The 18052-nt window shown below is 44.5% G+C and carries 16 protein-coding genes; 15 read left to right on the top strand and 1 reads right to left on the bottom strand.

Annotation, left to right across the window (positions count from 1 at the left end; translation table 11 throughout):
- The first annotated feature begins 76 nt into the window (after positions 1–76).
- Positions 77–3256 carry a carbamoyl-phosphate synthase large subunit gene (gene carB / locus SSIN_RS01485; protein ID WP_037614945.1) on the top strand — a complete coding sequence of 1060 codons (3180 nt, stop codon included), beginning with the start codon at positions 77–79 and terminating at the stop codon, positions 3254–3256.
- A 398-nt stretch (positions 3257–3654) separates the two neighbouring features.
- Here carB and SSIN_RS01480 read toward each other — a convergent pair whose 3' ends face one another.
- Complete coding sequence (locus tag SSIN_RS01480) at positions 3655–3963, bottom strand: hypothetical protein (RefSeq protein WP_037614943.1); 309 nt, start codon at positions 3961–3963, stop codon at positions 3655–3657.
- A gap of 122 nt (positions 3964–4085) precedes the next feature.
- Between SSIN_RS01480 and ylqF the strand changes: the two genes are divergently transcribed.
- From ylqF to SSIN_RS01410, 14 genes are all read left to right on the top strand, one after another.
- Positions 4086–4937, top strand: coding sequence for a ribosome biogenesis GTPase YlqF (gene ylqF / locus SSIN_RS01475; RefSeq protein ID WP_037614941.1), 852 nt, complete (start codon positions 4086–4088; stop codon positions 4935–4937).
- The gene (locus tag SSIN_RS01470; RefSeq protein WP_037614939.1) at positions 4924–5691 is read left to right on the top strand and encodes a ribonuclease HII; all 768 of its coding nucleotides are present in this window, start codon (positions 4924–4926) and stop codon (positions 5689–5691) included. The genes ylqF and SSIN_RS01470 overlap by 14 nt, the downstream gene beginning before the upstream one ends.
- Before the next feature lie 23 nt (positions 5692–5714).
- Entirely contained in the window at positions 5715–6530 is an 816-nt protein-coding gene (locus SSIN_RS01465; RefSeq protein ID WP_037614937.1) for a PRD domain-containing protein, read from the top strand.
- Positions 6531–6532: 2 nt separating this feature from the next.
- Complete coding sequence (locus tag SSIN_RS01460; RefSeq protein ID WP_037614935.1) at positions 6533–7105, top strand: sugar O-acetyltransferase; 573 nt, start codon at positions 6533–6535, stop codon at positions 7103–7105.
- A 234-nt stretch (positions 7106–7339) separates the two neighbouring features.
- Complete coding sequence (gene dprA, locus SSIN_RS01455) at positions 7340–8182, top strand: DNA-processing protein DprA (protein ID WP_037614933.1); 843 nt, start codon at positions 7340–7342, stop codon at positions 8180–8182.
- An 85-nt stretch (positions 8183–8267) separates the two neighbouring features.
- Positions 8268–10361 carry a type I DNA topoisomerase gene (gene topA / locus SSIN_RS01450; RefSeq protein WP_156956264.1) on the top strand — a complete coding sequence of 698 codons (2094 nt, stop codon included), beginning with the start codon at positions 8268–8270 and terminating at the stop codon, positions 10359–10361.
- Positions 10362–10402: 41 nt separating this feature from the next.
- On the top strand, positions 10403–10897 hold the full coding sequence (locus tag SSIN_RS01445) for a hypothetical protein (protein ID WP_037614929.1): 495 nt from the start codon (positions 10403–10405) through the stop codon (positions 10895–10897).
- Positions 10898–10990: 93 nt separating this feature from the next.
- Positions 10991–12325 (top strand): methylenetetrahydrofolate--tRNA-(uracil(54)-C(5))-methyltransferase (FADH(2)-oxidizing) TrmFO, encoded by a 1335-nt coding sequence (gene trmFO / locus SSIN_RS01440; RefSeq protein WP_037614926.1) that lies wholly within the window; start codon positions 10991–10993, stop codon positions 12323–12325.
- 106 nt (positions 12326–12431) lie between these two features.
- Positions 12432–13256, top strand: coding sequence for an alpha/beta hydrolase (locus SSIN_RS01435; RefSeq protein ID WP_037614924.1), 825 nt, complete (start codon positions 12432–12434; stop codon positions 13254–13256).
- 26 nt (positions 13257–13282) lie between these two features.
- Positions 13283–14023, top strand: a complete 741-nt coding sequence (locus tag SSIN_RS01430) for an esterase family protein (protein ID WP_037614922.1) — start codon at positions 13283–13285, stop codon at positions 14021–14023.
- 27 nt (positions 14024–14050) lie between these two features.
- Entirely contained in the window at positions 14051–15229 is a 1179-nt protein-coding gene (locus SSIN_RS01425) for an ATP-grasp domain-containing protein (protein WP_037614920.1), read from the top strand.
- A gap of 184 nt (positions 15230–15413) precedes the next feature.
- A complete protein-coding gene (locus SSIN_RS01420) occupies positions 15414–15818 on the top strand; it encodes a Rho GTPase-activating protein (RefSeq protein WP_037614917.1) in 405 nt (134 codons plus the stop codon).
- Positions 15819–16038: 220 nt separating this feature from the next.
- On the top strand, positions 16039–17007 hold the full coding sequence (locus SSIN_RS01415) for a thiamine pyrophosphate-dependent dehydrogenase E1 component subunit alpha (protein WP_037614915.1): 969 nt from the start codon (positions 16039–16041) through the stop codon (positions 17005–17007).
- A gap of 18 nt (positions 17008–17025) precedes the next feature.
- Entirely contained in the window at positions 17026–18018 is a 993-nt protein-coding gene (locus tag SSIN_RS01410; RefSeq protein WP_037614913.1) for an alpha-ketoacid dehydrogenase subunit beta, read from the top strand.
- Positions 18019–18052: the final 34 nt, after the last annotated feature.

Raw genomic sequence — 18052 nt, 5'->3', positions numbered from 1 at the left:
AGATTTATATTCAAATTTGCTTGCCAGTATATTTAAGTTTATGCAGGGACATAGACAATAGAAAACGAGGTAAAAGATGCCAAAACGTAAAGATATTCAGAAAATTATGGTCATTGGTTCTGGTCCGATTGTCATTGGTCAGGCTGCGGAGTTTGACTATGCAGGGACTCAGGCATGCCTGTCCTTGAAAGAAGAGGGCTACAGTGTCGTCTTGGTTAATTCCAACCCGGCGACCATCATGACGGACAAGGAAATTGCGGATCGGGTTTATATCGAGCCTATCACGCTGGAGTTTGTTGCGCGGATTCTGCGCAAGGAGCGGCCAGATGCTCTTCTGCCTACTCTGGGTGGTCAGACTGGACTCAATATGGCCATGGAATTATCCAAGTCAGGGCTCCTAGAAGAGTTGGGTGTGGAGCTCTTAGGGACCAAGTTATCGGCCATTGACCAAGCAGAAGACCGAGACCTTTTCAAGCAGCTGATGGAAGAGCTAGGTCAGCCCATCCCTGAGTCAGAAATTGTCAATACAGTTGATGAAGCGCTGGAATTTGCGGCTGATATCGGTTATCCAGTCATTGTCCGTCCGGCATTTACACTGGGAGGAACTGGCGGCGGTATCTGTAGCAATAAGGAAGAGCTGCAGGAAATCGCAGAAAATGGCCTCAAACTCTCTCCGGTTACTCAGTGTCTAATCGAGCGCTCTATAGCAGGGTTTAAGGAAATCGAATACGAAGTCATGCGGGATGGCGCCGACAATGCGCTGGTCGTATGTAATATGGAAAACTTTGACCCAGTCGGCATCCATACAGGGGATTCTATCGTCTTTGCACCTAGTCAGACTATCTCAGACTATGAATACCAGATGCTGCGGGATGCCAGTCTCAAGATTATTCGTGCGCTGAAGATTGAGGGCGGCTGTAATGTGCAGCTGGCTCTGGATCCGCATAGTTTCAAATACTATGTCATCGAGGTAAATCCGCGGGTTTCTCGCTCATCAGCTTTAGCCTCTAAGGCAACTGGCTATCCGATTGCCAAGCTGGCGGCTAAAATCGCAGTCGGGCTTACATTGGATGAAATCATCAATCCAGTGACAGGCTCTACCTATGCTATGTTTGAGCCGGCTCTGGACTATGTGGTCGCTAAAATTCCACGCTTTCCATTTGATAAATTTGAGCAGGGTGAGCGCCGTCTGGGAACCCAGATGAAGGCGACAGGCGAAGTCATGGCTATCGGCCGCAATATCGAGGAGAGTCTGCTCAAGGCCTGCCGTTCTCTTGAAGTTGGTGCGGACCACAATGAGCTGCCTGCTCTCAGACAAGTAAGCGATGATGAGCTGATGAGGAAGATTGTCAAGGCGCAAGACGACCGGATTTTCTACATCTCAGAGGCTATTCGCCGTGGTTACAGTCCAGATGAAATTGCCGAGCTGACCAAGATTGATGTCTTTTTCCTGGATAAGCTACTCCACATTTACGAAATCGAGCAGGAACTGCTTAGTCATATCGGAGATAGTTATGTGCTCAAGAAGGCCAAGCAAAATGGCTTTGCGGATACTAAGATTGCTGCCTTGTGGGACATGACAGCCGAGCAGGTGCGTCGCATCCGACAGGAGCAGAAGATTGTGCCGGTTTACAAGATGGTCGATACCTGTGCTGCTGAGTTCGAGTCTGCTACGCCTTATTTCTACTCTACCTATGGCTTTGAGAATGAATCTGTCAAATCCAGCAAGGAATCAGTTCTAGTGCTGGGCTCTGGTCCTATCCGAATCGGGCAGGGAGTCGAATTTGACTATGCGACTGTTCATTCTGTAAAGGCTATTCAGGCAGCTGGCTACGAAGCGATTATTATGAACAGCAATCCAGAGACTGTATCGACTGACTTTTCTGTCTCTGACAAGCTCTATTTTGAGCCGCTGACCTTCGAAGATGTTATGAATGTCATTGATCTGGAGCAACCTAAGGGGGTTATTGTTCAGTTTGGCGGTCAAACAGCCATCAATCTGGCAGAGCCTCTGTTTAAGGCTGGCGTTAGGATTCTGGGGACTCAGGTGGCGGACTTGGATCGGGCTGAGGATCGGGATCTCTTTGAGCAAGCTCTGAAGGAGCTGGATATTCCGCAGCCGCCGGGTCAGACGGCCACTAATGAAGAGGAAGCAGTAGAGGCTGCTCGTAAAATTGGATTCCCCGTTCTGGTGCGACCTTCCTATGTCTTGGGTGGCCGTGCCATGGAAATCGTAGAAAACGAAGCGGATCTACGCTCTTATATGCGGACAGCGGTTAAGGCCAGTCCAGACCATCCGGTTTTGGTGGATTCTTACATTGTCGGTGACGAGTGTGAAGTGGACGCCATTTCTGACGGCCGTCAGGTCTTGATTCCTGGGATTATGGAGCATATCGAGCGGGCTGGGGTTCATTCAGGGGATTCCATGGCTGCCTATCCTCCTCAAACCCTGTCACAGAAAGTCAAGGATACTATTGCAGACTACACCAAGCGTTTGGCTCTGGGACTGAACTGTATCGGCATGATGAATATTCAGTTCGTCATCAAAGATGAGCAGGTCTATGTCATTGAGGTCAATCCACGGGCCAGCCGGACTGTTCCTTTCTTGTCCAAGGTGACCGATATTCCGATGGCGCAAGTAGCGACTCGTTTGATCCTTGGGGAAACCTTGGCAGAGCTGGGCTATGAAGATGGCCTCCATCCAGAAAGTTCCATGATTCATATCAAGGCTCCGGTTTTCTCCTTTACCAAGCTGGCTAAGGTCGATAGTCTCTTGGGACCTGAAATGAAGTCTACTGGTGAAGTCATGGGCAGTGACCGCACCCTGGAAAAAGCTCTCTACAAGGCTTTTGAGGCTTCCTATCTTCATCTGCCAAACTTCGGCAATATTGTCTTTACTATCGCAGATGATAGTAAGGAAGAAGCCCTGCAGCTGGCTCAGCGCTTTGCCAATATCGGCTATAGTATCTGGGCAACCAAGGGAACAGCCTCTTATTTTGAAAATCATGCTCTACACGTCCGACTTGTAGAAAAAATCGGCAGTGATGATGACAAGGACATCCCAGCCTATATCCGCAAGGGCAAGGTTCAGGCTATTATTAATACGGTTGGGACCAAGCGCACAGCTGACAAGCATGGTCAAATTATCCGCCGCTCAGCTATTGAGCACGGAGTTCCACTCTTTACAGCCTTGGATACAGCTGATGCCATGCTGAAGGTACTGGAAAGCCGCAGTTTCACTACAGAGGCGATTTAGAGATAGATTTTAAGTCCAATATCGGCATTTGTCTGTGTACGAGTTGGGAAGGCGATCTTATACAGCTAATCTTGAGAGAAGCTGAATGCAAAGGAGAAATAATGTCACTCTATCATGTCACAGCTAGCAACTAAGAGGGGATCGATGACACAATCCATCTGTCCAACGGCACCAGCAATTATCCGCTTAATGGTCAATTTTACTTTAATCCAGAAGAGCTGATTGCACTGGACTGATCTGGTCTACCTGTCTCAAGGCGACTATTCAAGCGTTCTTGGGAAAGAGGGCATACAAGCGTTGCTCCAAAGCGGATGTTAGGGTGAATCTGGAAAGAGAGTCCCAGCAGGAAATGAGCTAATATTTTCAGTTGAGGACTATGCTTGGTTAAGTTTCTGATGCTATTGAGACTTTTTGGCAATTTGTACAGGTAAATTAAAGCGTTTATACAAAAATAACATGACTCCAACAATTATGGAATCATGTTGTTTTTTCTTATCAAAGAAATTATAGATGTATTCAAAGATGACGAGAGCTGAAAAAACAAAGCTGCAAAAGCTTAGGACACCAGCCTTCCGCTCAGAAAGCTTTAGGGTAATATCAATGGCTGTGCCATTATCAGGACTATGGTTATCCATAAATACGCAGCTAATATTTTCGGGCAGGGCTACGAAATACTTGAGCGCTTCTTTAATGGCGAAGCCTGTCAAAGTTTCTCATGATTTCAGCATTGCCTTGCGACATTTTTGGTCTTTTCTGCTATAATAAACGTAAACAGAGCCCTTTTAATGGCTTTTTTCAATGAGAAATTAGACTCAATAGGAGAAATATTATGGCAACGATTCAATGGTTTCCAGGCCACATGTCCAAGGCTCGGAGACAGGTTCAAGAAAATATTAAATTTGTAGATTTTGTGACGATTTTGGTGGATGCGAGGCTGCCTTTATCCAGTCAAAATCCTATGCTGACTAAAATTGTTGGGGACAAGCCCAAGTTATTGATTTTAAACAAGGCTGACCTGGCAGATCCGACCTTAACCAAGGAATGGCAGGCTTATTTTGAAGGTCAGGGAATCAAAACCTTGGCTATTAACTCTAAGGAGCAATCTGCAGTCAAAAAAGTAACCGAAGCAGCTAAGAAATTGATGGCTGATAAGCTAGTTCGCCAGCGGGAAAGAGGAATTCAAATTGAAACCCTGCGAACTATGATTATCGGGATTCCCAATGCTGGAAAGTCCACGCTGATGAACCGGCTAGCTGGTAAGAAAATTGCGATAGTCGGCAATAAACCAGGGGTCACCAAAGGTCAGCAGTGGCTCAAGTCCAATAAGGATTTGGAAATTCTAGACACACCGGGGATTCTTTGGCCAAAATTTGAAGATGAAATGGTGGCTTTGAAACTCGCTTTGACGGGTGCTATCAAGGACAATTTGCTACCAATGGATGAGGTCACGATTTTCGGACTCAATTATTTCAAAGAGCATTATCCTAAGGCACTGCAGGAGCGCTTTAAGCAGCTGGATTTAGAGCTGGAAGCGCCAGACATGATTATGGATATGACCCAGAAATTGGGCTTCAGAGAGGACTACGATCGCTTTTACAGCCTCTTTGTCAAGGAAGTGCGTGATGGGCGCTTAGGTCGTTATACACTGGATGGTCTGGAGGAATTGGATGCCCACGATTAAGGAAATCCAAGAGCAGCTAGCTCAAGTTTCTGACTTGCAGGATCCACTTTTTCAGGCTTTAAAGCAGGATGAGCGGAGCGGTGTTCAAAAACTGCTACTCAAGCGCCAAAAAGAAATCCAAGCAGAGCTAGATGAAGACCTGCGTCTGGAGTTTATGCTGCGTTATGAAAAAGAACTGTACAGTCAGGGATTTCAAGTCCTGGCTGGCATTGATGAAGTCGGACGAGGTCCTTTAGCGGGTCCAGTGGTTGCAGCAGCAGTCATTCTGCCTCCTGACTGTAAAATCAAAGGTCTGAATGACAGTAAGAAGATTCCCAAGAAAAGGCATCATGAAATTTATCAAGCGGTGCTAGATCAAGCCTTAGCCGTTGGCTTGGGGATTATGGACAATCAAACGATTGACCGAGTCAATATCTATGAAGCAACCAAGCTAGCCATGGTAGAAGCTGTAGCCCAGCTCAAGATAAAGCCGGATTGCCTTTTGATTGACGCGATGAAGTTAGACTTGCCCTTTCCTCAGCAGTCCATCATCAAGGGTGATGCTAATTCCTTGTCCATCGCTGCGGCTTCCATCGTGGCCAAGGTAACGAGGGACAAGATGATGACAGATTTTGATCAGGTTTATCCAGGCTATGACTTTGCCCAGAATGCTGGTTATGGCACCAAATTGCATCTGGAAGGACTGGAAAAATACGGTGTCACACCGATTCATCGCAGAAGTTTTGAACCGGTGAAATCCATGATAAGTCCATAATAAAAAGCCCTGAGAGGTAAAAGATGATTATTACTAAAATACTGAACAACAATGTCGTCCTTTCTGAAGCTGAAGGACAGGAAGTGATTTTAATGGGGTGCGGCTTGGCTTTTGGTCGCAAGGTAGGAGACGAGATTCCAACCGACCTAATCGAAAAACGCTATGTTTCTTCTGAGCAGGAAAGAGAACTCCTCATGGATCTGCCAGCTGAAATCATGGAAATGGCCGATCAGATTATCACTTTTGCCCATAATCATCTGGAGAGTAAGCTGAAGGACAGTGCTTTTTTAGCTGTGGCGGACCATATCTACGGTGTTACCCTGCGTCTGCAGGACGATCTTTACATGAAAAATTTTCTGCTCTGGGATATCAAGCGGTTCTTTCCAAAAGAATATGAGGTCGGAAAGTTTGCAAATCGGCTCTTGAGCGATTATCTGAGCAAGGACCTGCCGGATGATGAGGCGGCTTTTATAGCCCTGACCCTTGTTAATGCGGAGTTAGGGACTGGTACAGCTGCTGCGAGAGAATTGACTCAGCTCATGGAGGAAATCCTGACCATTGTCAAATACAGTCTGGAGACCTCTTTAGAAGATCATGATATTTACGTCGAACGCTTCATGACCCACCTCAAATTCTTCTGCCAGAGGGTTTTGGCCAATGAAGGCCATCGAGATTTGCCAGATAATGATATGTTTGATATGCTGAAAATCAAGTATCCTTTAGCGTTTGAAACAACCAAAAAGATTAGTGATTATCTGCGTCGAACGCGCAATTATCACACTTCAGATGATGAGCAGCTCTATCTGACCATCCATCTGTCACGCATGAAAAGGAGATAAGCATGAGCAGTGAATATGAGAAAATGATTGCAGGGGAGTATTACAGCCCTCAGGATGCTGAATTGAGAGAATTAGCTGCTCGGTCGAGAGATTTTCAGTATCGCTTTAATCAAGAACGAGATAGTGAGAAACGCAGCGCTATCATCAAGGAGTGGTTTGGTAGCACAGGGGAGAATCTAGCTATGAAGCCTGATTTGGTCTGTGATTATGGGGTTAACATCCACCTTGGAGAAAATTTTTATTCTAACTGGAACCTGACCATGCTAGATGTTTGTCCCATTACCATCGGAAAAAATGCCATGCTGGGTCCCAATTGCCAGCTGCTGACGCCATTGCATCCGCTCGATCCAGTAGAGAGAAATTCAGGTGTTGAATACGGAGCGCCCATTAAGATTGGTGACAACTTCTGGGCGGGCGGCGGTGTAACGATCTTGCCAGGAGTGACGCTGGGTGATAATGTCGTGGTCGGAGCAGGAGCTGTTGTGACCAAGTCTTTTGGTGATAATGTGGTCTTAGGTGGCAACCCAGCACGGATGATTAAGGAAATTCCTATTCATAAGGAAGAAAAGGCCTAAGAAGAGCGATTTTCTAGCTACGGACCTTGGTGGTATTTTTATCAAGTTGGTCTTGCACTCAAACAAAAGGGAAATCAACTCCGTCACCAAGACCTTTATGCCAGACAGTTGGGATCTATCAGGCATTGTTGAATCAGCTTGGGTAATCACAGACTATAATCTAAGATTTTCAAAATTGAGCTGTCTTTCAGCTCTTTTTTATTTCTTTTACGAATAATAAAGTGAGGTGAAAAAATGAATAATTTTGAAATTTATAAAATGAAAAAAGCTGGTTTGACCAATCATCAGGTCTTAAATGTTTTGAGATATGCCGAGACTAGAGAGAGTGAGCTTTCTTTGCGAGACAAGGCTGTCGTGTCTGAATGCCGCAATCCTGCTCTCTTTATGGAAAAGTACAAGCGGCTCGATCTGCAAGCTTTGAAGGAAGAGTTTGACCGATTTCCATCCTTTTCTATCTTGGACGATGTTTACCCTTGGGATTTATGCGAGATTTATGATGCTCCGACTCTTCTCTTTTATCAGGGAAATCTAGACCTGCTAGAGCTGCCTAAGGCTGCAGTCGTTGGCAGCCGAGATAGCAGTAAGCAAGGCAATGCTTCGGTTCAAAAGATTGTCAAAGAGCTTAATAACGAACTGGTCATCGTCAGCGGACTGGCTCGTGGGATTGATACCGTAGCTCACATGGCTGCCCTGCAAAACGGGGGGCAGACAATCGCTGTTATTGGGACGGGCTTGGATGTTTTTTATCCCAAGGCCAATAAAAAATTACAGGCTTATATTGGTAAGAATCATCTATTGCTGACGGAGTATGGTCCAGGTGAACAGCCTTTAAAATTTCATTTTCCAGAGCGGAATCGCATTATAGCCGGTCTCTGCCGAGGCGTCATTGTGGCGGAAGCCAAAATGCGGTCGGGCAGTCTCATTACCTGCGAGCGGGCAATGGAAGAAGGGCGGGATGTTTTTGCAATTCCGGGATCAATTTTGGATGGAAAATCTGACGGTTGCCATCATTTGATTCAAGAGGGCGCAAAGTGCATCACATCAGGCTCTGACGTCCTTTCTGAGTTTGATTTTTAAAACAAGTTTTCCTATAAGAAAAGTTAGTAGTTGACATCTATCAAAAAATAGTTTACACTCTATGAGATTTTATTTCTGATAGAAGGTGTCTAAATTGGTAACAAAAACAAAGAAAAAATCTACGACCAAGAAAAATCTTGTCATCGTAGAGTCGCCTGCTAAGGCAAAAACAATAGAAAAATATCTGGGACGAAACTATAAGGTTCTAGCCAGTGTGGGACATATTCGAGACCTGAAAAAGTCTACTATGTCCATTGATTTTGAGAATAACTATGAGCCGCAATACATCAATATCCGTGGCAAAGGTCCTTTGATTAATGACTTAAAAAAAGAAGCAAAGAAAGCTAAGCAAGTCTTTCTGGCAAGTGACCCGGACCGCGAAGGAGAAGCTATTTCTTGGCATTTGGCTCACATTCTTAATCTGGATGAGAAAGAGAAAAACCGCGTCGTCTTTAATGAAATCACCAAAGATGCAGTCAAGAACGCTTTTAAAGAGCCGCGCCAGATTGATATGGATTTGGTTGATGCGCAGCAGGCTCGCCAAGTTCTGGACCGTTTGGTTGGTTATTCCATTTCTCCCATTCTCTGGAAGAAGGTCAAAAAAGGCTTGTCGGCCGGGCGGGTGCAGTCTGTCGCTCTCAAGCTGATTATCGACCGGGAAAATGAAATCAACGCCTTCAAACCAGAAGAATACTGGACGATTGACGGAACCTTCAAGAAAGGAACTCGTCAATTTCAAGCCAGCTTTTACGGTATGAATGGTAAAAAGATGAAGCTGACTAATAACGATGAGGTCAAAGAAGTCCTATCTCATCTCAAAGGTGATGACTTTACAGTCGACAGTGTCGAAAAGAAAGAGCGTCGACGCAATGCTCCCCTGCCTTACACGACGTCCTCCATGCAGCAAGATGCTGCTAATAAGATTAATTTTCGGACTCGTAAGACCATGATGGTGGCCCAGCAGCTCTATAAGGGGATCAATATCGGTTCTGGCGTACAAGGTCTGATTACGTATATGCGTACCGACTCGACTCGTATTAGTCCAGTAGCGCAAAATGAAGCAGCAAGCTTTATAACGGATAAATTTGGCGCCAAATATTCCAAACATGGTAGCAAGGCCAAGAACGCTTCTGGCGCTCAAGATGCCCATGAGGCCATTCGTCCTTCCAGTGTTTTCAACACACCAGAAAGCATCGCAAAGTATCTGGATAAGGATCAGCTTAAGCTCTATACGCTGATTTGGAACCGCTTTGTTGCCAGCCAAATGACTGCAGCAGTCTTTGATACTATGAATGTCAAGCTGGGGCAAAATGGTGTCCAATTTGCAGCTAATGGCAGTCAGGTCAAGTTTGATGGTTATCTGGCTATTTACAACGACTCTGACAAAAATAAAATGCTGCCAGACATGGAAGAGGGGGACACAGTCAAACGTGTCAATACCAATCCAGAACAGCACTTTACTCAGCCGCCTGCTCGCTATTCAGAAGCAACTCTCATCAAGACCTTGGAAGAAAATGGCGTTGGTCGGCCGTCTACTTATGCACCGACCATTGAGACCATTCAGAAACGCTACTATGTTAAGCTGGTTTCCAAGCGCTTTGAGCCAACGGAATTAGGCGAAATAGTCAATTCACTGATTGTTGAATTCTTCCCAGGTATCGTGAATGTGCAATTTACAGCCAAAATGGAAGCAAAACTGGATGATGTAGAAGTCGGAAAAGAGCAGTGGCAAAAGGTTATTGATGAGTTTTACAAACCTTTTGAAAAGGAAGTAGCAAAAGCTGAATCCGAGATGGAGAAAATCCAAATCAAGGATGAACCAGCTGGTTTTGACTGTGAGGTCTGTGGTAGTCCGATGGTCATCAAGTTGGGGAGATTTGGCAAGTTCTATGCCTGCAGCAATTTCCCAGACTGTCGTCACACTCAGGCTATCGTCAAGGAAATCGGCGTGACCTGCCCGCAATGCCAGAAAGGTCAAGTTATTGAGCGTAAGACTAAGCGGAATCGCATTTTCTATGGCTGTGATCGTTATCCAGACTGTGATTTCACGTCTTGGGACAAGCCCGTTGGGCGCAACTGTCCAAAATGCGACCACTATCTAGTTGAAAAAAAAGTTCGTGGGGGCGGCAAGCAAGTGGTCTGCAGCAATGGCGACTATCAAGAAGAAAAAGTGAAATAAGTTGTATTGTTCAATCTATTTTTAAAAATAAGGAACAGGCTATGATGGATAAATTTGCAGAGTTTCTTAAAATCGCGTCTCAACTGAACAAGATGGGAATTATTCCATTGCTGATGGGATCTCTGGGACTGGAGCAGGTTTCTGGTCAGGACTGGAAGGCGCGTGATATCGACATTCACGTTCACGGTGATGAGCGTGGCTGGGAAGTACCAGACGAAGAACGTATTTACGATATGGACAGGATTGAGCCCATGATGGAGCGGCTAGGCTATCGTTTAGTTGACCTGCATGAGCATGAATTTCAAAAAGAAGACTTGTCTGTTGAATTTGGGGTCATGGAAACCTTGGAGGCATTTTCAGGTGTGCCAATAGCGGAGCTGACTAGAAGAGAAGTAGAAGGTGTTCTGTTTCTACTGCCAACTGCAGAGCAGTTTTTAGCTATCTACCGTGCCTCTTCTCAAGATTCTTACCGAAATGATAATAACAATCATAAGGATTTTGCTAAGATTGCTTACTTGGAAAAAATGGCAAAATGATGGACAGATGGGACTTCTCCTGTCTGTCTTTTTTACTAGCTTTTTGTTATAATGGTCAGAGTGAAAATCTAGAAATATCCAAGGGAGAGTATCATGTCATCATCCTATATCAATGTTATCGGAGCTGGTCTTGCTGGCAGTGAAGCAGCTTACCAGATTGCCAAGCGCGGAATCCCAGTCAAACTCTATGAAATGCGGGGTGTCAAGTCGACTCCTCAGCACAAAACTGCAGACTTTGCCGAACTGGTCTGCTCTAACTCCCTGCGAGGAGATGCGCTGACCAATGCAGTTGGACTGCTCAAGGAAGAAATGCGGCGGTTGGACTCGGTCATTTTAAGAGCTGCAGAAGCGACTCGAGTGCTAGCAGGTGGTGCTCTAGCGGTTGATAGAGAAGGTTTTTCTCAGATGGTAACGGAGCAAGTGACCAATCATCCATTGATTGAAGTCATTCGTGAGGAAATCACTGAAATTCCAGAAGATGCCATCACAGTCATTGCGACAGGGCCCTTGACTAGCGATGCTTTAGCAGAAAAAATACACGCGCTCAATGGGGGCGACGGCTTTTATTTCTACGATGCGGCAGCACCAATCATTGATGTCAATACCATTGATATGACCAAGGTCTATCTCAAATCCCGCTATGACAAGGGGGAAGCAGCCTATCTAAACGCGCCCATGACCAAGCAAGAATTTATGGATTTCCATGATGCTTTGGTCAATGCGGAGGAAGCACCGCTCAATTCCTTTGAAAAAGAAAAATACTTTGAAGGCTGTATGCCTATTGAAGTTATGGCTAAGCGGGGCATTAAAACCATGCTTTATGGACCGATGAAGCCGGTTGGTTTAGAATATCCAGATGACTACCAAGGGCCTCGTGACGGAGACTTTAAGACCCCATACGCTGTGGTGCAGCTTCGTCAGGATAATGCCGCAGGCAGTCTTTACAACATTGTCGGATTCCAAACTCATCTCAAGTGGGGTGAGCAAAAGCGTGTCTTTCAGATGATTCCTGGTCTTGAGAATGCAGAATTTGTTCGCTACGGTGTTATGCATCGAAACTCCTACATGGACTCTCCAAATCTGCTGGAGCAGACTTTCCGCTTAAAGAAACAGCCCAATCTTTTCTTTGCTGGTCAGATGACGGGCGTTGAAGGCTATGTTGAGTCTGCGGCTTCCGGTTTGGTCGCTGGGATCAATGCGGCTCGACTCTTCAAGGGAGAAGAAGCGCTTATCTTTCCAGAAACGACAGCCATCGGTAGTTTGCCGCATTATATCACTCATGCTGATAGCAAGCATTTTCAGCCGATGAATGTCAATTTTGGCATTATCAAAGAGCTAGATGGTCCTCGGATTCGTGATAAGAAAGAGCGTTATGAGAAGATTGCTGAGCGGGCATTGGCAGATTTAGAGGCCTATTTAGATAAATAGAGCAGAATTTTACCGAAAATCTCAAAAAAGTTAGGAAACGCCTAACTTTTTTACTAATTTTATGATATAATAAATAAAATTTTTGAAAATAGAAAGTTTTCTGAAAATGAATAAATCCTATTTCTACCTTGATATGAAAACCCATGAGTTGGTGGTTCCTTACACCAAACAAAAGCGGCGCGTGCGAGTGCTGCTTCCGAAAAACTATGAACAAGATACTGAAAAGACCTATCCTGTCGTTTATTTTCACGATGGCCAAAATGTCCTTTATAGCAAGGAGTCTTTCAGTGGCCATTCTTGGAAAGTGATTCCGACAATCAAGCGCAATCCCGATATTGAAAAAATGATAGTCGTAGCCATTGATAACGACGGTCCGAGACGAATGAATGAATACTCAGCCTGGAAGTTTCAAGAGTCCAATATTCCTGGTATTCAGTTCGGCGGCAAGGGAACAGAGTATGCAGAGTTCGTTATGGATGTCGTCAAACCTTTTATTGACGAAAACTATCGGACGAAGGCTGATCGCCAGCATACAGCTATGATTGGTTCCTCATTGGGGGGCAATATCACTCAGTTTATAGGCATTGAGTATCAAGACCAAGTCGGCTGTCTGGGTGTTTTTTCATCAGCTAACTGGCTCCATCAGGAAGCCTTTGACCGTTATATAGAGCGTCAGAAGCTACAACCTGACCAGCGGATTTTCATCTATGTTGGAACGGAGGAAGCTGATGATACGGACAAGACCCTCATGGCAGGTAATATCAAACAAGCCTATATCGATTCTTCGCTCAGTTATTATCGTCAGCTGATTGCTGCTGGTGTGGAGCTGGATAATCTGCACATCAAAATCCAGTCCGGAGCGATTCACAATGAAGTAGACTGGGCAGAGAATCTACCCGACTGTTTCCGCTTTATCAGTGAAAAGTGGTAGGAAAAGAAGCTAAAAGGAGAAAACAAATGCATGTAGAATTTTTAAGTCATTGGAGTGGAAATCTAGGCCGAGAAATGTATATCAATCGTTATGGTCATGCTGGTATTCCAGTAGTGGTCTTTGCTTCGTCAGGTGGCACTCACAATGAATATGCTGATTTTGGCATGATTGAAGCCTGCTCTTGGTTCATCGAGACAGGGAAGGTTCAGTTTTTCACTTTGAGCAGCGTGGATAGCGAAAGCTGGCTGGCGGACTGGAAGCATCCCCACGATCGTGCTGAGATGCACCGTGCTTATGAGCGTTATGTCATTGAAGAGGCTATTCCATTTATCAAGCACAAGACTGGCTGGTTTGACCCGATGATGACGACCGGCTGTTCTATGGGAGCTTATCACGCTGTTAATTTCTTCCTCCAGCATCCGGATGTTTTCAATAAAGTGATTGCCCTTAGCGGAGTTTACGACGCTCGCTTTTTTGTCGGTGACAATTTGAACGACGAAGCCATTTATCAAAACTCGCCAGCTGACTATATCTGGAACCAAAACGACGGTTGGTTCATCGACCGTTACCGTCAAGCAGATATCATTATTTGTACTGGCCTGGGTGATTGGGAACAAGATGGCCTGCCATCCTTCTATACCCTAAAAGAAGCTTTTGAGCACAAAAATATTCCAGCTTGGTTCTCTGAGTGGGGGCATGATGTGGCCCATGATTGGATTTGGTGGCGCAAGCAGATGCCTTATTTCCTAAGTCAGTTAAGTCTTTAAAATGTCAAGTAGAAAGGAAGTCTTACTATGAATTATATCGTTATCTCCCCTTACTATCCGCAAAATTTTCAGCAGTTTACAATTGAGCTGGCCAACAAGGGCATTACAGTACTTGGTATCGGTCAGGAGCCTTATGACCAACTAGATCAGCCGTTGAAAGATGCTTTAACTGAGTATTTCCGTGTTGAAAATTTAGAAAATCTGGATGAAGTCAAACGTGCAGTTGCCTTCCTTTTCTACAAACATGGTCCGATTGACCGCATCGAGTCCCACAATGAATACTGGCTGGAGCAGGATGCCCAGTTGCGAGAGCAATTTAATATTTTCGGAGCCAAACCAAAAGATCTGAAAAAGACCAAGTTTAAGTCTGAAATGAAGAAATTCTTCAAAAAGGCTGGTGTGCCAGTTGTTCCAGGTCAGGTTGTTAAAACTCTGTCCGGTGTGGATTTGGCTGTCAATAAAATCGGTCTTCCCCTGATTGCCAAGCCAGACAATGGTGTTGGAGCAGCAGCCACTTTCAAGCTTGAAACAGGAGCAGATGTTGATCGTTTCAAGGCAGAATGGGATCAGGAAACAGTTTATTTCTTTGAAAAATTTGTGACTTCAAGTGAGATCTGTACTTTTGATGGACTGATTGATTCTAATGGAAATATTGTCTTTTCGACAACCTTTGACTATGCGCACACACCGCTTGATTTGATGCTCTATAAAGCAGATAATTCCTATTACATCCTCAAGGATATGGATCCAAAACTTCGTGAATATGGGGAAGCGATTGTCAAAACGTTTGGCATGAAAGAGCGCTTTTTCCACATAGAATTTTTCCGTCAAGATGGTGATTATATCGCCCTAGAATACAATAATCGACCGGCCGGTGGTTTTACAATCGATGTTTATAATTACGCTCATTCAATCGATCTTTATAAGGGTTATGCTGCTATTGTGGCAGGTGAGCCATTTCCTGAGTCACACATGGAGCCATTATTCTGCTTGGCAACCGCTCGCCGTTCGACCTCACATTATGCTTATTCAGAGGCAGACTTGCTTGAAAAATATCGGGATAACTTTAAAGTCAAAAAAGATATGCCAGCAGCTTTCGCAGAGCTTCAGGGCGATGTTCTCTATATGCTGACGACTCCAAGCCGCGAGGAGCTTGATCAAATGGTGGTAGATTTTGGGAAGAAAGTGGACGATGCCGCACAATAGTTTTCGACACCATGCAAAACGTCAGGCACAGCAATCATTTGTTTAGCATATACATATAGTGTCTAATAGAGTTAGAATACGAGAGATACTTTGAAATCTATTGCATTATTTTAGAGTAAGATTCATGAATGTATGGAGGTGGCGGTCAGCCACCTCTTTTTGTCTGCTAGAAAAGAGGGAAATTATGAAGCAAATTTTTCTTGTTTTTTCCAATGTTATGCTGTTGATTTTCTTTTTGTGGGTGTTTTCAATTACAAACCAATGTTTAACTTATGATTTATATTCTTCAGTCTTTGTCTTTTCTGCCAGCGAAACTTTCAAATATGAAAATGTCAAAACTGAATTGGATAAACTCCCAGAGGTAAACACGACCCTCATCGGTCGTATGGTGCAGGTTTCTGATGAGAATAGCGATAAAAATATTCGATATGAGTTATATGGTCAGGGGAGATTGCCTCAAGGACTGAATAAAGCAAAAGATTCAACAAGTCGCTCTTCGAGTTTGGTCGTTAATTATTACAATTTTAATGGTTCTTTAAAAAGCGAGGAGCGAGTGATTATCATAGCAACTCACAATCCGATAATTTAGGAAATGGCAGACGAAGTCATTGAAATAGAAAAATGATAGGGCTATTGTAAGTAATCAATGCAGCCTAAAGTTTGTGAAAATATTATTTTTTTCGCCGAAACTGGTGTATCTATGCGATATACCAGTTTTTCTTTGTGAAATTTTCTAAGCATAAATTTTGACAGGGCTTACAGCTTTGGATAAAATGTGTCTATAGAATGATGCTTAGAAAGGCAAAAATATGTCAACTTTAGATAAAAATCTTTTGCTAGAGATGTTCCGTAAGATGGAAAAAATCCGTCGCATGGACTTAAAAATTGCTCAGTTAGTGAAAAAGGGGAAAGTTCCTGGTATGACTCACTTTTCTGTTGGAGAGGAAGCTGCTAACGTCGGAGCTATGCTGGCTCTCAACCCAGATGATCTGATTACTTCAAACCACCGTGGTCATGGACAAGCTATCGCCAAAGGAATTGACCTCAACGGAATGATGGCTGAAATCCTTGGTAAGTACACTGGTACTTGTAAAGGAAAAGGTGGTTCGATGCACATTGCAGACCTTGATGCTGGTAACCTTGGTGCCAATGGTATCGTAGGTGGTGGTATGGGAATCGCTGTTGGTGCAGCCCTCAGTCAACAAATGCAAGATACTGGAAAAATTGTCGTTTGCTTCTTTGGGGATGGCGCGACTAACGAAGGTGTCTTCCACGAAGCAGTGAACATGGCTTCTATCTGGAACCTTCCAGTGATTTTCTACTGCATTAACAACGGTTATGGAATCTCTGCGGACATCAAGAAAATGACCAATGTAGAGCACATCCACGAGCGCAGCGCAGCTTATGGCATTCCAGGTATGTTCATTGAAGATGGCAATAATGTTCTGGATGTCTATGAAGGCTTTCAAAAGGCTGTGGAGCATGTTCGCAGTGGTAAAGGACCTGTCTTAATCGAGAGTGTGACCTATCGTTGGTTGGGACATTCATCTTCTGACCCTGGTAAATACCGTACTCGTGAAGAAGTAGACGAATGGAAAAAGAAAGATCCAATCGAACATCTTCGTAAATACTTGCTGGAAAACAAGATTGCAAGCGAGGAAGAGCTAGAAGCTATCCAAGCTGGAGTAAAAGAAGCAGTAGAAGCGTCTGTGAAGTTTGCAGAAGAAAGCCCGTTCCCGCCGCTTGAATCTGCCTTTGAAGATATTTACGCAGACTAAAGAGAGGAGAAAAAGAAAATGGAAACTAAAACTATGTCTTTTCGTGACACCATTATCCTCGCTATGTCTGAGGAAATGCGTCGCGATGAAAATGTACTCTTGATGGGAGAGGATGTCGGAATCTTTGGTGGAGATTTCGGAACATCTGTTGGTATGCTGGAAGAGTTCGGGCCAGAGCGTGTCCGTGACTGTCCGATTTCTGAAGCTGCTATCTCTGGAGCGGCAGCAGGAGCAGCTATGACAGGTCTTCGCCCAATTGTTGATATGACCTTCATGGACTTCGCCGTGATTGCCATGGATAATATCGTCAACCAAGCCGCTAAAACTCGTTATATGTTTGGAGGAAAAGGGCAAGTTCCTATGACCATTCGTTGTGCGGCTGGTAATGGAGTTGGCTCTGCGGCTCAGCACTCTCAGTCTTTGGAATCTTGGTTTACCCACATTCCAGGATTGAAGGTTGTAGCCCCAGGTACGCCTGCCGATATGAAAGGCCTTCTCAAAGCTTCTATCCGAGACAACAACCCAGTGATTATCTTGGAATATAAGTCTGAATTTAACCAAAAAGGGGAAGTGCCAGTCGATCCAGACTACACAATCCCACTTGGAGTTGGGGAAATCAAACGCGAAGGAACGGATGTAACAGTTGTTACTTATGGAAAAATGCTTCGCCGTGTGGTTCAAGCTGCGGAAGAATTAGCAGAAGAAGGCATCTCTGTCGAAGTGGTTGACCCACGTACACTCGTGCCGCTTGATAAAGACATTATCATTAACTCAGTTAAGAAGACTGGTAAGGTCGTGCTGGTCAATGATGCTCACAAAACTAGCGGTTTCATTGGTGAAATTTCAGCGATTATTTCTGAATCTGAAGCATTCGACTATCTGGATGCACCAATCCGTCGCTGCGCTGGTGAAGATGTGCCAATGCCGTATGCACAAAACTTGGAAAATGCCATGATTCCGACTGTAGAATCTATCAAAGAGGCTATCCGTAAGACTTATCATAAAGAATAAGATATAATAAAAAACAATGGAAATATTCAGTTCA

It is taken from the genome of Streptococcus sinensis (assembly GCF_000767835.1).
Lineage (GTDB): Bacteria > Bacillota > Bacilli > Lactobacillales > Streptococcaceae > Streptococcus > Streptococcus sinensis.
The sequence above is the reverse complement of the archived record's forward strand: the minus strand, read 5'-3'. Positions and strand labels throughout refer to the sequence as shown.

Bases quoted from the DNA above. Each gene is read 5' to 3' on its own strand.
- SSIN_RS01430 (WP_037614922.1), top strand. From the start codon at position 13,283: ATGCATGTAGAATTTTTAAGTCATTGGAGTGGAAATCTAGGCCGAGAA.
- SSIN_RS01425 (WP_037614920.1), top strand. From the start codon at position 14,051: ATGAATTATATCGTTATCTCCCCTTACTATCCGCAAAATTTTCAGCAG.
- dprA (WP_037614933.1), top strand. From the start codon at position 7,340: ATGAATAATTTTGAAATTTATAAAATGAAAAAAGCTGGTTTGACCAAT.
- SSIN_RS01420 (WP_037614917.1), top strand. From the start codon at position 15,414: ATGAAGCAAATTTTTCTTGTTTTTTCCAATGTTATGCTGTTGATTTTC.
- carB (WP_037614945.1), top strand. From the start codon at position 77: ATGCCAAAACGTAAAGATATTCAGAAAATTATGGTCATTGGTTCTGGT.
- SSIN_RS01435 (WP_037614924.1), top strand. From the start codon at position 12,432: ATGAATAAATCCTATTTCTACCTTGATATGAAAACCCATGAGTTGGTG.
- SSIN_RS01445 (WP_037614929.1), top strand. From the start codon at position 10,403: ATGATGGATAAATTTGCAGAGTTTCTTAAAATCGCGTCTCAACTGAAC.
- ylqF (WP_037614941.1), top strand. From the start codon at position 4,086: ATGGCAACGATTCAATGGTTTCCAGGCCACATGTCCAAGGCTCGGAGA.
- SSIN_RS01415 (WP_037614915.1), top strand. From the start codon at position 16,039: ATGTCAACTTTAGATAAAAATCTTTTGCTAGAGATGTTCCGTAAGATG.
- SSIN_RS01465 (WP_037614937.1), top strand. From the start codon at position 5,715: ATGATTATTACTAAAATACTGAACAACAATGTCGTCCTTTCTGAAGCT.
- SSIN_RS01460 (WP_037614935.1), top strand. From the start codon at position 6,533: ATGAGCAGTGAATATGAGAAAATGATTGCAGGGGAGTATTACAGCCCT.
- trmFO (WP_037614926.1), top strand. From the start codon at position 10,991: ATGTCATCATCCTATATCAATGTTATCGGAGCTGGTCTTGCTGGCAGT.
- SSIN_RS01410 (WP_037614913.1), top strand. From the start codon at position 17,026: ATGGAAACTAAAACTATGTCTTTTCGTGACACCATTATCCTCGCTATG.
- SSIN_RS01470 (WP_037614939.1), top strand. From the start codon at position 4,924: ATGCCCACGATTAAGGAAATCCAAGAGCAGCTAGCTCAAGTTTCTGAC.